Consider the following 16,598-nt stretch of genomic DNA (forward strand, 5'->3'; position numbering starts at 1 on the left):
GGGTTCCTTTTCAGTGACTACATGGATGATCGAGAATGAGTGGTTGGGTTGAACTATGTGCAGTGGATGACATCGATGAGGAGGACGTGATTCGCGTCGATCGGGCGGGACGCACCTTCGCCGTCTATCGATCCCCAGAGAATGAGTTCTTCGCCACTGAAGGGCTCTGTACACACGAGAAAGTGCATCTCGCCGATGGACTGGTGATGGGTGACATCATCGAATGCCCCAAGCACAATGGCAGATTCAACTACAAGACCGGTCAAGCCAAGGGCGCGCCAGTCTGCATCAATCTTCGAACTTTTCTGGTCAGAATTGCAGCTGGCAAAGTCATGGTCGAGATCGCGTGATGTACTATTGCAAGCGTGCAAGGCGAGACAGTGAGCGTTAGCAGCTCTGCAGGAATGGTGATTGTCGGCGCGGGTGAGTGTGGTACGCGCGCTGCTTTCGCGTTGCGTGAACATGGCTTCACCGGTCCAGTCTCTCTGATTGGAGCCGAAGGACATCTGCCCTATGAACGACCACCATTGTCAAAACAGACCGTCGTCCAGGCAACAGAACCCGCGCCGAAGGCGATTGCCGACGCTGCCCACTTTTCCGACGCCGGCATAACTCTCATGAGAACCACGAAGGTGGACTGCATCGATAGGGCCGACCGACTCCTCCACCTCGATGGCAAAGGCGAAATCCGCTATGATCGACTGCTTTTGGCAACCGGCGCGGAACCGCGCCGCTTAACCAACGTACATAAGAATCGCCACTGCTTCTATCTCCGAACCTTCGAAGATGCCCTCGCTCTTAGGCCGCATTTTGCGCGACAACGCCGCGTCGCCATCATCGGCGGCGGTTTCATTGGCTTGGAACTGGCTGCATCGGCGCGTAGCGTTGGCTGCACGGTCACTGTGATTGAGGCGCAGCCTCGCATCTTGATGCGCGGCGTACCTGCCGACATCGCTGCAGTGGTCCAGGACAGACATGAAATGCAGGGCGTCCGGATTGTCTGCGGTCAGAACATCGTCGCGATCGATGAGATGAAGGACGATGTCGACATCTCACTGGCGAACGGAGAGACGATTGCTGCCGACCTGGCAGTCATCGGAATTGGTGCGACGCCAAATACTGAGTTGGCGAGGATGGCCGGACTGGAGATCGAGAATGGCATTAAAGTCGATAGCTATATGCAATCGAGTGACCCGAATATTTTTGCGGCGGGCGATTGCTGTTCATTCCCGTTGGCGATCTATGGAGGGCGACGTGTGAGATTGGAGGCATGGCGCAATGCACGAGAACAGGGGGCGCTGGCGGCGAGAAATATGCTCGGCGCAAGAGAGAGTCACACGGCCGTTCCCTGGTTCTGGTCGGACCAGTATGACCTCGGGCTGCAGATAGCAGGTCTACCTGACGAGGGGACTCATATTGTGCGCCGCGATATGGGGGCGGGTGTCTTTCTTCTATTTCATCTCGCCGATAACGGGAGATTGGTGGCTGCGAGTGGCATTGGTCCAGGAAATGCGGTCGCCAAAGATATTCGACTGGCGGAGATGTTGATCGCCGGCCGTGCATCTCCCACGTGCGAAGAACTTGCAGACTCAGCTGTGAATCTCAAGGCGTTGCTGCGACGCAGACAATCAGGATGAAGGAATAGGTGCAATGAGTCGTAAGAGGCCGACAGTTGCCGATCTCCGCGCGATGAAAGGCAAGCGGCAACTGACCATGCTGCGTGTTCTGACCTTGGAGGAGCTTGAGGCGGCCGAGAAGGCTGGTATCGATATCGTCTCCGTGCCGCCGGATCTAATTCTTGATCCGCGGTTTCGTGATGCGGCGCCTGGGATATTTGCTATGCCGGGAGACAATTTCTTCGAGATTGGTACGTCAGACGATTTCTTGCGATGGGCTTTTCGCATGTACAAGGCGACTGCCGATGCCGTCTACTGTAGCGCCGGCTTCGAGACAGTGAGGCGATTGGCGGCTGACAACATTCCGGTCATCGGCCATGTTGGGCTGATCCCTTCGCGAGCAACGTGGACAGGGGGCTTCAAGGCAGTTGGTAAGACCGCTGATACGGCTGTCCAGATATTTGATGCAGTCAAGCAATATGAGGCGGTGGGCGCCTTTGGCGCGGAGATCGAAGTTGTGCCGATTGAAGTCGCTAAAGCCATCTCCGAGCGCACATCGCTGTTCATGATTTCGATGGGTGCGGGAACCGGCTGCGACGCCCAGTATCTGTTTGCCGACGATATTCTTGGTCAAAATCGCGGGCATATACCGCGTCATTCCAAGGTCTATCGCAATTTTTCCGCCGAATACGATCGTTTGCAGACCGAGCGCGTCGCTGCATTCTCGGAGTTTGTCGCCGATGTTGGCAACAGAAGCTATCCGGAAAGTCAGCATGTAGTGAACATGGATGTCCAGGAACTTGGTCGATTCATGGCAAGAATAGGTGCGGGCTGAAACTGAAGTGCGAAGCGTTTGCAGACGACATGCCTATTGCTGCAGTGGATTGCAATCCGGCCATGGCCGAATGTTGCCCGTCTAAGCGTTCGACAAAATCTGGCGAATCTTTAGTGCCAGGTCCACGCGACGAAACGGCTTGGTCAGCAACTGGACACCAGTGTCCAGCTCACCATTGTGAAGAACGGCATTTCTAGTATAGCCGGACATGTAGAGGATCTTGAGATCGGGCCGCAGTGCTTTTGCCTTGCGCGCCAGTATGGCCCCGTTCATTCCACCGGGTAGTACCACGTCCGTGAAGAAGAGGTCGATACGTGGAACTTCGGCCAAGGCCCTGAGGGCGCTCGCGCCATCCTGGGCCTCGATGGTCACATATCCGAGTTCCGCCAACAGGCGAACCGTCAATTTCCTGACAGACGGATCGTCTTCCACGACCATGATAACTTCACCACCGGCGCTGCGGGGAGCTGCCGTCTTCGTCTCCAATTCTTCTGTAGCGCTGCCCGCCGTTTCGGCGCTAGGGAGGTACAATTTGATCGTCGTCCCTAAGCCGACTTCACTGTAGATCTTGATGTGACCACCGGATTGCTTGACAAAGCCATACACCATGCTGAGGCCGAGCCCAGTGCCATGTCCAACAGCCTTAGTCGTGAAGAATGGTTCGAATGCACGATTGATGACCTCCGGCGGCATTCCGGCGCCCGTGTCGCTGACAGAAATTAATGCATATCTGCCGGCCGCGACATCAGCGTTGTTGGCGACGTAGTGATCATCTAAAGTGACATTGGATCCCTCTATCGTCAATTCGCCGCCATTTGGCATGGCGTCTCTGGCATTCACGGCAAGATTCAACAAGGCGTTCTGCAACTGATGTGGATCGATACGTACCTTCCACATATCTAGCGCGATGACGGCGTCCACTTTGATCGATTCTTCCAAAGTGCGACGCAGCATTGTCGCCATTTCACTAATCACCTTGTCCAGGTCGAGTACACGCGGCTCAAGGGGCTGTTGGCGTGAATATGCTAGCAATTGATGGGTAAGACTCGCGCCGTGCTCGGTCGCTTTCAGAGCGTCTTCCACCAGTTCCGATGTTGCGGGATCAACTCTGACACGATCGCCGATACTTTCTAAGTTTCCTTGTATCACAGCCAACAGATTGTTGAAGTCATGCGCGACGCCGCCAGTGAGCTGACCGATTGCATCCATCTTTTGCGCTTGGCGTAACTGTTCTTCCGCGACATTCCGTTGCGTGACGTCGAGCGCCACCGTCAACCTCGCATCCTTGCCTTCAAAGATGAGCGCATGGCTGAAGATATCAACGCGAATGATGTCGCCATTCTTGCGCCGGTGCCGCCAGTTATGAGTTTTCTGATAATCACCGGTCGCGCTCTCAAGGTTCTCCATCAATTTCCTGATATCTTCGGGCGGCCTGATATCAGTCAAGCGCATTGCCAGAAACTCGTCCCGAGAGTACCCGTAGTTCAGAACGGCAGCTTTGTTGACTTTCAAGAACTTCAGGCTGCCGCTCTCATAGACCCACATGGGCAACGGATTGCTCTGAAAGAGATAGCGAAAATCTTCGGCGCCTTTGCGCAGCGCTGCTTCTGCCGCGCGGCGTTCAGAGATATCAACGATCGCGGAAAGGACCAGTGTGCCGTCGTCCGTTTCGATTGGATTGAGGCCGATTTCGACGGGGAATTCAGTACCATCTTTCTTAACGCCGAAGAGGTCGCGGCCGGCACCCATAGCGCGTGACTGTGGGTCTCGAAAGAACGATTGCCTCTGCTCTGGGTGATGGGAACGGAATCTTTCGGGTACCAGGATTTCGACGGCTTGCCCGAGAAGTTCCTCTCGCCGATAGCCGAATAGCATTTCTGCCTGCGCATTGACCATCTCGATCAGGCCGGCCTCATTGATCGTAACGATCGCATTGGGTGCCGCTTCGACCACACGACGGAAACGAGCTTCACTCGTCTGAAGTGCTTGATTGATTCGTGTTAACGCAGCCGTTCTTTCATCGACCCGCATCTCCAATTCAGCGTTGATGTGTCGCAGGCGCTCAGCCGCGACCGTAGCCCGTCCTTCGAGATGCTGATCAACCAATGCCAGGACCAAACCCAGGAAAAGGACGATAATTGTCACGGCAGCAATTCCGCCCGCCAGCCAAGCCGGGTCGATACCGGAAAATCTCGTCACTGGTGATGACGCGGCCGGTGAACAAGTGGCGGCATACATGCCCGTATAGTGCATCCCGCAAACGGCGGTGCCCATACAAACCGCACCAGCTATCTTGCCGAGAATGGAGTTGAGCTTGAACGACAACCACAGAGCCGCCATTGAGGCAGCGATGGCAATAGCGATCGAGAGAGCAACAAAGAACCAGTTATACGTGACGATCGCAGCCATTTGCATGGCGGCCATGCCGATATAGTGCATGCTTACGACCCCAAGGCCCATCAACGTGCCAGCAAACAGCAGATTGATGGCGCCAACGCCGCGCCGAAACGCGAGATGGATGCCAAGAGCAGTAAAGATGATTGCCACCGCAAGCGAAAGCAGCGTCAAAGTAAGATCGTATGTAATAGGGACGGGCAAACTAAAAGCGAGTATCGCCACGAAGTGCATCGCCCAAATGCCACCACCCATCGCGATCGCAGCAGCACCAAGCCAGGCATACCGGACGGTGCCTGTCGATTGTGCAAGGCGCTGAGCGAGGCCGAGTGCGGTGAACGAGGCGAACACGCTCACAATGATCGACAGAATGATCAGGCTGACATCATAAGAGCCCTGCACCGAACACCTCTGAATGAAGCGGCCCGCAATTGTAGAATCGTCATGGTTAAATATTTATTTAGGGTGCAAATGTCGGGTGATGATGTCCGCGAATAGGCTCGCCCGCCAGAGATCCGAGAAATGTTTCGGGCTAGGCATATTCTGCATGCATTCAAATGCTTAGGCCGTAGACGGTAGCTGCCGAACTGGTTACCACCGGCTAAACCTATTCTCCGAATTGGCATCCGACGATAAGAAGATCGATTGAAACAGCAGATGCACCAGCATCAGCTGTACTGTTGTTCCAGATTCCGGAGGCATCGGCATCATCGACCACGAAGGTGATGTCATAACCGTTCCTAGAGCTTCCAGACCGGCAACGCTGAGCTAGGAGTGTCCGTTCCGGATCAAAGAAGTGAAGCCGATCAGGTCATACGAGCGTTGCCGCGGTTTGAGCATGGACGGGTTGTGTTGGCGCCTTGGTAGTGGTCTGCGTCACGCTGCGGATGATCTCAACGGAGATCCCTTTCCGCTCAAATTCGGCGAATTCCACGTCTGCTATATTCGCCGTGGCAGGTCGATCAGACCTCAAGATAACAATGTATTTGCCTGACATCGCAAATTTCATCGCTATGTCGTTGTTTCCAACTGTCCGCGAGCCGTTCGTCTCCGCAGAGTTTCTGATCAGCATGTGCCGGGCCTCACGGCGTGTCAGTGCCAATACCTGGCTTGGCACAAGATCATCAAAAAGAATGACGTCGGCCATTTGCATCGCTCGCAATGCTCTCAATGTCAGCATATCTGCCTCACTCGAATTGACTTCGATGATGGCTACCCGGCCACTCGTCGAACTCCCATCCTTGGCATGATGGACATGTGAGGCGAGCAGAACTTCGGCTGACTGTCGGCGAAGTCCTTCTGATGCAAAGCCGAAGGCGAGATCCGAAAAGCATTCCCAGAAACGCCGGCGGCGTAGGCCAGAGGGAAGCACGGACTTCACATGTTCTCGAATGGTCTGTGCGAGGGTCGCCCATTCGGCGAGTGCTGAAGGTAGTAATGTTTCGATACGGCGCCGGATCACCTGCCCGAGCACCGGAGCAGCGCCATCGGTCGAAATGGCGACGACGACAGGCGATCGGTTGACGATGGCTCCAAACTGAATCGTGCTGTAGCGAGGACGGTCGATCACATTGCAGATGATGTTGCGAGCTTTTGCGGCCTCGGAAAAGAGGCGTGCTTCATGTTCGTCCCCTGCATCGGCGACCACGATCGCGCTGCCGTCGAGATCTATCCCCGTCCAGTCGTTGATATGATGCGTGATCTTTTCCGCGACTGCGTGATATTCTAGAAAAGTCTGCATTTCCGGCGAGATCCGTGATGCGTAAATATGAAGATGGGCGCCAGCCGCAACTATGAGTTCCGCTTTCCATGCGGCTGCAGCAGAGCCACCAGCCACAAGAGCCCGCTTGTTTGCGAGATCGAGGAATACTGGGAGTTTGGCCAGTCGGCCGAACCGCTGCGTGACGGACTCAGACGGCTTCTTTGAGACGATATGCATCGATTGTCCTCCGGATTTCTATCCGACAAGATCCGCAATTTGTTCCTGCCTTGAGGCTATTTCCCACTTCGTCGACGGTTGTGGCTCCGGCTGCGACGGCACCTGCAATCTCGTTCACTCCGATCGAGAAGCACGAGCAGATCGTGGCACCTGGATCTGGCATATTGTCTCCGCCACGACCGGCCAACAGGCCGAAGCGATTGGACAGATCTTGTACCTTGGATAGCTGTGCCGTAGCCCAGCTGCGCGAGACCACAACGGGATAGGGAGCTACGAACAGCGCGCCGCGCAATATATCGCCGTCAAAAGCGGCGAACCGTTTCACGCCGTTCCCACTATCTTGATATGAAAGAATTTCGATGGCGCTATTTTGAGCGGCGAATAGCCGCACGGCGAAGCTGGCCCAATCTTCGGGCTCGGCGATGCCGGCAAGTTCGGCCCGCCATCCGCCGTCGGCTTTTGCCACGGCCCAATAGAAGATGTTGTCTGTGTCGGGTCGTTCCGTCGATACCGCAAAGCCGTACCAGGCGATCGCCACGGGCCGGATTGCGACGGGTGTGTGTTTTAGTTCCGGCTGACCAGAGATAGTATCTGTTGCTGCGCCGACGACCGCATTGATGCGTGCACAACTTGCTGTCTGATCGGTCCAATGCATCGGCACGAAGACCGACCCTGGCCGTTGCCGATCTGTCACCAGTGCGCGTACCGTTACCGCACCAAATGCGCTTCTAATGTGAACCAAGGTCGCGGGCTCGATAAAGAAGCGATCAGCGTCGTCGGGGTGAATTTCTGCGAAAGGTTCTGCAAAATGGCTCATCAGGCGTGCAGATTTCGCTGTTCGCGTCATGGTGTGCCATTGATCGCGAATCCGACCAGTATTGAGAATGAGCGGATATGTTGCGCTTGGCAGAAGGCTGGGCGGCCGAAAGGGTGTCGGCACAAATTGAGCACGGCGATCTGACGTGTAAAAGCGGCCTGCTCCAAAGAATCTCGTTGAGTTAGTGACTTGACTTCCTGCAGGCAGCGGCCATTGCTGTGGCGCAAGCTCAGCGTAGTCAACCTCGGAGATATCGGCAAGCGCCCCAAGATCGAGATCTCGCTGTCCTGCATTGTTCGCCGCCGTCAATGCCGCGTATTCTTGGAAGATCGCCGCAGGGCCAGCGTAACCGAAACCCGAATAGCCCATATGTTCGGCTACTTTTGCTATGATCCACCAATCGGGCCTCACCTCTGCGGGCAACGATAGAAACGCTCGCTGGCGGGAAATGCGTCGTTCGGAATTGGTAACGGTCCCATCCTTCTCGCCCCATGCGGCAGCTGGCAGAAGCACCTCGGCATAGGGGACCGTGTCCGTTCTCCGTGTCACATCGGAAATCACGACGAAAGGACAGGTCTTCAGGGCCGCCTTAGCATCATCGCCCTCCGGCAGGCTATCGACCGGATTGGTGCCCATGATCCAGAGTGCCTTAATACGCCCGGTTCGAATGGCTTGGAAAAGATCGACGGCTTTCAGGCCCGCCTTTGTTGCGATGCTGGGGCTTCGCCAGAAATCCTGGACAATCCGGCGGTGATCCGGGTTCTCGATTTCCATATGGGCGGCGAGCATGTTGGCAAGGCCACCGACCTCGCGCCCGCCCATGGCGTTCGGCTGGCCCGTGATCGAGAATGGTCCCATGCCGGGCCGTCCAATGCGACCGGTCAGCAGGTGGCAGTTGATGATGCTGTTTACCTTGTCGGTGCCAGAGGTGGACTGATTGACGCCTTGAGAATAGACGGTGACAACCCGCTCAGTTGAGGCGAACAGCTCATAGAAATGGAGGAGATCGGTGATCGTCAACTGTGTTTCGCGTGCGATACTCTCGATCCCCGTGGCTTGCGCGGCGGCAAGCGCTCTCTCTTGTCCAAGCGTATGCTGCTGGACGTAATGGGCGTTGGTCTTTCCCGTCGCAGCGAGATGGGCGAGCAATCCGTTGAACAACGCAACATCGGATCCGGGCGCCAATGCCAGATGCAGGTCAGCAGAGTCGGCCGTGACTGTCCGGCGGGGATCGACGACCACGATCTGTGTGCCCCGCTCGTGCCGCGCGGCGAGTAGCCGCTGGAACAGGACTGGGTGGCACCATGCCAAATTGGATCCAACGAGAACCACGAGGTCGGCGTGTTCAAAGTCCTCATAGCTGCCGGGCACCGTATCAGAGCCAAAAGCTCGGCGATGCCCCGCCACCGAAGACGCCATGCAAAGCCGACTGTTCGTGTCGATATTTGCTGTCCCGATATAGCCCTTCATCAGCTTGTTGGCGACGTAGTAATCCTCCGTCAGCAACTGGCCGGAAACATAGAAAGCGACTGAGTCCGGACCATGTGTTGCGATCGCTTCTTTGAAGCGCGTTGCAACCAGATCGATAGCAGCTTCCCAGCTCGCTCGCTGTCCGCCAATTTCGGGGTGAAGGAGGCGGTCATCAAGGGACAAAGTGTCAGCCAGCGCCGATCCTTTTGAGCAAAGACGCCCGAAATTCGCCGGATGATCCGGATCGCCTTTGATGGCAACGGAACCGTCAGATCGCGACGCTGCAAGGAGGCCGCAACCGACGCCGCAATAGGGGCAGGTGGTTCGAATTTCTTGCGCGGGGCCAGCCATCATGTGGTTCACGCGGCCTTTGCCGGACAAGCCGCTCCCTCAAGGAACACACGACCTGCTTCGACTTTCACGCGTAAGCGATGAACGCAGCCGTTGTCCGCACCCTGCGCTTCACCGTTCTCGAGGGAGATCACCCAATTATGCAATGGGCAAGTAACGGCATGACCGTGGACAATGCCCTGCGACAGTGGCCCACCCTTGTGTGGGCAGCGGTCCCACAGGGCAAATACTTGGTCATCCCTCGTGCGAAAGATCGCGATATCACCGTCCGGCGTCCTGACGGTACGGGCACCTTGCTGGGGAATGTCGTCAAGTCGCCCGATATCGATCCATTCGGTCCCTTGTGCGGTCGTTGGCTGTGCGTTCATTGCGCGATGCCCTCAAAAGCGAGATCAGCCATCGGGCGGAATTCGTGCGCCTGGTTCCCGGCAACGCGTTCTGCCCAGGGATCATTTTGTGAAAAGCTCTGACTATGGACAAAGCGATCGAACAGCATTTTTCGCTTTTCAGCGTCCTCCACGATCTGATCTTTGATCGTCTGGATACCGGTTCGCTTTGCCCATTTGTAGATGCGCTCAAGGTAGCGGCCCTGTTCGCGATAGAGCTGAACAAGAGCAACGATCATCTCAAGCGCGTCGTCCTCAGTATCCACATGACAAAGGATTTCAGTGCCCTTGATGTCGAGGCCGGCGGCACCGGCGAAGTGAATGTCGTAGCCAGAATCAACACATATCACGCCGACGTCTTTACAGGTCGCTTCCGCGCAATTGCGTGGGCAGCCTGAGACCGCCATCTTGACCTTCGCCGGTGTCCAAGACCCCCACATGAATTTCTCGATGCGAATTCCTAGGCCCGTCGAATCCTGCGTCCCGAACCGGCACCAATCTGTTCCGACGCAGGTCTTCACGGTCCGGAGGGCCTTGCCGTAAGCGTGGCCAGACACCAGGCCAGCCGCGTTGAGGTCTGCCCAGACCGCCGGCAGGTCTTCCTTCCGGATGCCAAGAAGGTCGATTCGCTGGCCGCCGGTTACCTTGACCGCCGGGACCGAGAACTTATCGACTGTGTCGGCGATCGCGCGAAGTTCGCGCGCATTCGTCATACCGCCCCACATGCGCGGCACCACAGAATAGGTACCGTCTTTTTGGATATTCGCATGGACACGTTCATTGATGAATCGCGACTGGCTATCATCTCGATACTGACCGGGCCACTTTGCCAGTAGATAGAAATTCAATGCGGGGCGGCACTTGGCGCAGCCCGCCGATGTCTTCCATTCCAGTTCCTGCATCACGGCCGGGATCGTTCTGAGTTGTTTGACGGCAATGAGGCGGCGTACATCATCATGGCCAAGCTCGGTGCAACTGCAAATAGGCTGCACAGTGGCCGGTTTGTAGGCCTCGCCTAGGCTTAATGTCAGAAGTTGCTCAACGAGGCCGGTACAGGAACCGCAGGAAGCCGAGGCCTTGGTATGAGATCTCACATCGCCCAGATTGGCGAGATGCTGGGTCGCAATGGCTGAAAGAATAGTGCCTTTGCATACGCCGTTGCAGCCGCAGATTTCGGAATCATCTGGCAAGGCTGCAACGGCCGCCATAGGGTCCAGCGGGGACCCTCCGGCATACTGTTGACCGAAGATGAGCGTGTCGCGCATCCCGGAAATATCCGCCCCTCGTTTCAGGAGATCGAAAAACCATGCGCCGTCGCGCGTGTCACCGTAGAGGACAGCGCCGATGATCTGGTCGTTCTTGATGACGAGCCGCTTGTAGATGCCGCCCGCGGCGTCGCGCAACACGATCTCTTCGCGATCGACGCCCTCGCTGAAATCGCCGCTGGAATAGAGATCGATGCCGGTAACCTTGAGTTTTGTCGCGGTCGTTGACCCGGCGTAAATTGCCTGATGATTGCCCGCCAGTCGGGCTGCGACCACCCTGGCCATCTCGTAGAGCGGTGCTACCAGGCCATAGCAAACGCCACGGTGCTCCACGCATTCACCGACCGAGAGAATGTCCGGATCACTCGTCGCCATTCCGTCATCCACCGCAATACCCCGGTCGACGGCGAGACCAGCTTCCCGAGCAAGTGCGACATTGGGGCGGATGCCAACGGCCATCACGACCATATCGGCCGGTAAGAGGCTGCCGTCCTTGAGCTCCACCGCTTCAACTCGCTCAGTACCCAGAATCGCCTTGGTGTCAGCCTGAGTCAGCACCTTGATGCCACGGGTCTCGAACTCCCGCTGCAGAAGGAACGCTGCAGTGGTGTCGAGCTGGCGCTCCATGATGGTTGGCATCAGGTGGAGGACCGTTACCGCCATGCCGCGGGCCATGAGACCCGCCGCCGCCTCGAGGCCGAGCAGGCCTCCACCGATGACGATGGCCCGGCCACCCTTGGCGGCCGAGGCAAACATGGCTTCGACATCGTCAAGGTCACGATATGTGAGCACGCCCGGTAGATCATGCCCCGGAACAGGTATTACGATGGGTGAAGAACCGGTGGCGATCAGCAATTTGTCGTAAGCGGTGATTGTCCCATCGACTGATGTTACTGTTTTCATGACTTTGTCGATTGCGATGATCTTTTGTCCCTTATGGAGAGTGATCCCTCTCTCCGCATACCAATCGTCATCATGAATGATGATATCAGCATAGGTCTTCTCACCCGAAAGAACCGGCGACAGCATGATCCGGTCGTAATTGACGCGGGGTTCAGCGTTGAAGACAGTAATCTGATAGGCATCTGGTGCCGAGGCGAGGAGATGTTCGAGCACTCGCCCCGCGACCATGCCATTTCCCACAACGACGAGTCGATTCTTCATTGGTGGCTCCTCAAGCGGCCGTTTTGGCGGATGATATCGCAATCGTTTCGACCGCCGGCGTACCCGTTCCGACTTGGGCCCTGGCGCCATGCTCGAATTCTTCCAGAAATGTCAAAACTGTCTGGCGATAGGTGTAGTAGTGAGGATGCTCTAGCAGGGCCTTGCGGGTTCGTGGGCGCGGCAGATCGACGTCCATAATCTTGCCAATCCTTGCATGAGGACCATTGGTCATCATCACGACACGATCTGCCAGCAGGATCGCCTCGTCGACGTCATGGGTGACGCATAGGGTCGTTACCTGCGTCCGCTTCCAGACTTCCATCAAGACTTCCTGCAGGTCCCAGCGGGTGAGGCTATCCAGCATCCCGAAAGGCTCGTCGAGCAGCAGAAGTTTTGGTGAGAGGGCAAACGCGCGTGCGATACCAACCCGCTGTTTCATGCCATTGGAAAGTTGGGACGCCGGCTTGTGCATGGATTGCCCAAGTCCAACGCGCCCGAGATAATACTCCACGATCTCGCGCCGCTCCGCTGGCGTGGCTTTGGGATAGACCTTGTCTACGCCAAGCGCCACATTCTCTCGTGCCGTCAACCAGGGCATCAGCGAGGGGGCTTGAAAAACGACAGCCCGTTCGGGGCCCGGTCCAGCGACCTCTCGTCCGTTAAGAACGATGCCACCGCCGGTAATTGGGCTGAGGCCGGCTGCCATAGAGAGAACTGTAGACTTGCCACAGCCGGAATGGCCGATTAGAGAGACAAATTCTCCCTTTCGCATCTTGAGCGTGAAGTCCTCGACTACAGTCAACGGCCCTTGCCGCGTGGGATATACTTTCTTCAAATCGGAAAACTCAAGGTAGCGGTTCTCGATCGGTGAGGCTGCTGCGCGGGCATAGGCAGTTGGCAGAACCTCACGCTGAGTGATCGGCACCACATTCGGCAGCGACCGGGTGTCGTCGATCTCGCTCTTTGCGTCTTTGCCGACGTTCATAAGGTAATCTGTTATTGTCGCGCGGAGGGCTTTGAATGTTGGATCGCCGTTCAGCGTCATGCGATCGCGCGGCCGCGCAATGTCTACTCTAAAGGACGGTCCCAGCGTCGCGCGCGGCCCTGGGTTGAGCGGAATGATCCGGTCCGCGAGCAGAATGGCCTCGTCAACGTCATTGGTGATGAGAATGACAGTTCTGCGGTTCGCCTCCCAGATAGAGACAATCTCGTCCTGCAGCTTGGCACGTGTCAGTGCGTCGAGCGCGGAAAGTGGTTCGTCAAGCAGGAGCATCTCCGGGCTCATGGCGAGGGCGCGGGCGACGGCCACCCGCTGTCGCATGCCGCCCGAGAGTTCGGCCGGTTTCCGGTCGAGGACATGAGACAAGCCGACCAATTCGATGAAGTGCTGTATTCGAGTGTCTCGATTGATGCGGGTTTCGTCCGTAAAGACGGCGTCGACGGCGAGCGCCACGTTTCCATAGACCGTGAGCCATGGCATGAGTGAATAGTTTTGAAAGACGAGGCCGCAGGCAGGGCTGGGTCCAGTCACCGGACTTCCTTTGAACAGCACCTGGCCTTCATCAGCCTTGGCGAGACCGGCGAGCATTGACATCAGAGTTGTTTTGCCGGAGCCGGAAAATCCGACGATGGCTACAAATTCGCCCTCTTCGACGGCAAAATTGATATCAGACAGGACCTCAGTCCGTTGATTGCCCTCGCCACGAAATTTCCGGACATTCGTCATTTCCAGGATCGCCATCGCCGCGTGTTTCCTCTATCGCCCGGTTGAGTAGGTGAAGGCGCGCTGAAGCGCGTACATGATGCGATCTAGTACAAAGCCGATAATACCGATCGTGAGGACGGCGACGATAATGCGCGCAAGTGATTCCGAAGAACCATTTTGGAATTCATCCCAGACGAACTTTCCAAGGCCTGGGTTCTGAGCCAGCATTTCAGCCGCAATCAACACCATCCAGCCGACGCCAAGCGACAGGCGTAGCCCGGTAAAGATCAGCGGCATCGCCGATGGCAGGACCAGCTTGCGGATGGTGGTAAAGGTGGAGAGCTGCAATACCATGCCGACGTTCACCAGGTCGCGGTCGATCGACGACACGCCCATGGCGGTGTTGATGAGAGTTGGCCACAGCGAACAAAGGGTTACTGTGATCGCCGAAACGACTAGGGATTTCGGCAACCACTCCACTGGGTCCAAATAGAGTGCGGACACGATCATGGTGACGATCGGGAGCCAGGCCAGTGGCGATACCGGTTTAAAAATCTGGATTAGCGGATTCAAGGCGCCGTTGACGGTTCGCGACAGGCCCGCAGCTATTCCTATTGGGACTGCGATTAGCGTGGCGAACGCAAAGCCGAGCATGACCGTTTCGACGCTGGTAGAAATCTGGTCGACATAGGTGGGACGGCCTGTGTATCGGCGCCACTTGATCTTGTCGGGTTTGCCCTCGGCAGCATATTGCGCGTTATGCGCTTCTTGCTGCTCGTAGAAAGCGGCTTTTTTTGCGCGCTCGGCCTCATGATCGTGCCAGAGATTGACCGCCTGCGACCAAGCTGCTGTCGGGCCAGGGATGGCACCGAGTGAGGTCTGGACCTGGGGTGCGAAATAGCCCCAGGCAGCAATGAAGAAAAGGATGCCGATGAGAGGCAGCAGCAATGTGGACCACAATTCCTTGAGCTGTGCCTGTGGATTCTCGCCAATGGAAAGCCGCATGATCGGCACGGTCCAACCCAGTCCAACAGCGTTGAGGTAGATCGATGTGTGATCGATGCGGGCGCGGCGCCTTTCGTGGCGGATGGCGCGCTCCGTATTATTGGCAGGGTTGGCGAAATCGGATTGCAGCGTCATGTCAATTCCATTTCAAGGACTTCCGGATGCTCAGAAGGCACATGGGTTGGGCGGACCTGCTGGCTCATGCTCAAGTGGTGTCAGTTGCTGACAAAATCCGCGTCGGCCGTCGTCTTTTGGGCCTTTAGGCCGATTTTCAGACTGTCGATATAGGAATTGGGGTGGCGGCCGTCGTAGGTGAGCCCGTCGATGAAGTCCGACATCGGATTGCGATAGCCGTCGCTGTCCCAGGGAATATCTACCCTGTCGATCCGCCCCTCATCGACCAGCATCTGGGCGGCCTTCAGGTAGATGTCGGGGCGGTAGACCTGCTTTGCGGTTTCGTCGTACCAGGCGTCAGACTTCGCTTCGGGGATCTGTCCCCAGCGGCGCATCTGGGTCAGGTACCAGACTGCGTCTGAGTAATATGGGTAAGTCGCAAAGTAGCGATAGAACACGTTGAAGTCCGGTACTGAGCGCTTGTCGCCCTTTTCATATTCGAAAGTGCCGGTCATGGAGTTGGCGATGACGGCCTTGTCTGCCCCCACGTTTTCCGAGCGTGACAGGATCTCAACCGCCTGCATCCGATTCGCGTTGTCGTTCTCATCCAGCCATTTGGCGGCCCGAATGAGCGCCTTGGTGATGGCGAGCGTGGTGTTCGGATTCTCTTCCACGAACGCCGCGGTCAGACCGAATACTTTTTCGGGGTTGTTCTTCCAGATTTCGTAATCCGTTACGACCGGCACGCCGATGTCTTTGATGACGGCCTGCTGGTTCCACGGTTCGCCCACGGAATAGCCGGAAATGGTGCCTGCCTCGAGTGTCGCAGGCATCTGCGGGGGCGGCGTCACGGATAGCAGCACGTCGGCCTTGATCTGTCCCGAATTGTCAGCCGGCGAATAGAAGCCGGGATTGATGCCGGCCGCTGCAAGCCAGTAGCGAAGTTCATAATTGTGCGGGGAGACTGGAAAGACCATCCCCATGTTGAAGGATTTCCCGTCGGTTTTGAATTGCTCGAGAACAGGTTTGAGCGCATCGGCTTTGATCGGATGGACCGGCTTTCCATCGGCACCGTGGGGAATGCCGGGCTTCATCATCTGCCAGACTTCATTGGAAACGGTGATGCCGTTGCCGTTCAGATCCATCGAGAATGGCGTGACGATATGAGCCTTGGTGCCGTAGCCGATTGTCGCAGCGAGCGGCTGGCCGGCGAGCATGTGTGCGCCGTCGAGTTCGCCGCTGATCACCCGATCGAGCAGCACCTTCCAATTCGCCTGGGCTTCCAGCGTGACGTACAATCCCTCATCCTCGAAATAGCCGAGCTCTTTGGCGATTGCGAGCGGCGCCATGTCGGTAAGCTTGATGAAGCCGAATTTGAGTTGGTCTTTTTCAAGCGCGAGCGGTTCGGCGCGCGGTGCTCCGCTCCAGGTGACCACGCCAATCAACACCGTTGCGATGAAAGTCGCCGCGGACCGGGTTTTCGTTAAATCATCGGCTCTTGACGCATATGTGCCTGTCATCTTCGTCACCCATGTCG

The 16,598-nt window shown here is 56.8% G+C and carries 11 protein-coding genes; 3 read left to right on the forward strand and 8 right to left on the reverse strand.

Annotated elements, in window-relative coordinates:
• Positions 1-35 precede the first annotated feature (35 nt).
• The 3 genes from AC1DWZ_RS00650 to AC1DWZ_RS00660 are packed head-to-tail and all read left to right on the forward strand — an operon-like array spanning position 36 to position 2,451.
• Positions 36-350, forward strand: a complete 315-nt coding sequence (locus AC1DWZ_RS00650) for a MocE family 2Fe-2S type ferredoxin (RefSeq protein ID WP_477166926.1) — start codon at positions 36-38, stop codon at positions 348-350.
• Between the two features lie 54 nt (positions 351-404).
• On the forward strand, positions 405-1,637 hold the full coding sequence (locus AC1DWZ_RS00655) for an NAD(P)/FAD-dependent oxidoreductase (protein ID WP_477166927.1): 1,233 nt from the start codon (positions 405-407) through the stop codon (positions 1,635-1,637).
• A gap of 13 nt (positions 1,638-1,650) precedes the next feature.
• Positions 1,651-2,451: a 3-methyl-2-oxobutanoate hydroxymethyltransferase gene (locus tag AC1DWZ_RS00660; RefSeq protein WP_477166928.1), complete on the forward strand. Its 801-nt coding sequence runs from the start codon at positions 1,651-1,653 to the stop codon at positions 2,449-2,451.
• 81 nt (positions 2,452-2,532) lie between these two features.
• Here AC1DWZ_RS00660 and AC1DWZ_RS00665 read toward each other — a convergent pair whose 3' ends face one another.
• The 8 genes from AC1DWZ_RS00665 to AC1DWZ_RS00700 form a co-directional block, all read right to left on the reverse strand.
• A complete protein-coding gene (locus AC1DWZ_RS00665; RefSeq protein WP_477166929.1) occupies positions 2,533-5,247 on the reverse strand; it encodes an MHYT domain-containing protein in 2,715 nt (904 codons plus the stop codon).
• A gap of 409 nt (positions 5,248-5,656) precedes the next feature.
• Positions 5,657-6,784 (reverse strand): siroheme synthase, encoded by a 1,128-nt coding sequence (locus tag AC1DWZ_RS00670; RefSeq protein WP_477166930.1) that lies wholly within the window; start codon positions 6,782-6,784, stop codon positions 5,657-5,659.
• Positions 6,756-9,452, reverse strand: coding sequence for a molybdopterin-dependent oxidoreductase (locus tag AC1DWZ_RS00675; RefSeq protein ID WP_477166931.1), 2,697 nt, complete (start codon positions 9,450-9,452; stop codon positions 6,756-6,758). The genes AC1DWZ_RS00670 and AC1DWZ_RS00675 overlap by 29 nt, the downstream gene beginning before the upstream one ends.
• Positions 9,431-9,790 (reverse strand): nitrite reductase small subunit NirD, encoded by a 360-nt coding sequence (gene nirD / locus AC1DWZ_RS00680; protein ID WP_477166932.1) that lies wholly within the window; start codon positions 9,788-9,790, stop codon positions 9,431-9,433. Before nirD ends, AC1DWZ_RS00675 begins: the two co-directional genes overlap by 22 nt.
• Positions 9,787-12,237 (reverse strand): nitrite reductase large subunit NirB, encoded by a 2,451-nt coding sequence (gene nirB / locus AC1DWZ_RS00685; RefSeq protein WP_477166933.1) that lies wholly within the window; start codon positions 12,235-12,237, stop codon positions 9,787-9,789. Before nirB ends, nirD begins: the two co-directional genes overlap by 4 nt.
• A 10-nt stretch (positions 12,238-12,247) precedes the next feature.
• Positions 12,248-13,978, reverse strand: coding sequence for an ABC transporter ATP-binding protein (locus AC1DWZ_RS00690; protein ID WP_477166934.1), 1,731 nt, complete (start codon positions 13,976-13,978; stop codon positions 12,248-12,250).
• Between the two features lie 15 nt (positions 13,979-13,993).
• A complete protein-coding gene (locus AC1DWZ_RS00695) occupies positions 13,994-15,082 on the reverse strand; it encodes an ABC transporter permease (RefSeq protein ID WP_477166935.1) in 1,089 nt (362 codons plus the stop codon).
• Between the two features lie 80 nt (positions 15,083-15,162).
• Positions 15,163-16,497, reverse strand: a complete 1,335-nt coding sequence (locus AC1DWZ_RS00700; RefSeq protein WP_477166936.1) for a CmpA/NrtA family ABC transporter substrate-binding protein — start codon at positions 16,495-16,497, stop codon at positions 15,163-15,165.
• Between the last annotated feature and the right edge of the window lie 101 nt (positions 16,498-16,598).

The sequence above is a fragment of the Dongia sp. P2_B8 genome (assembly GCF_056404715.1).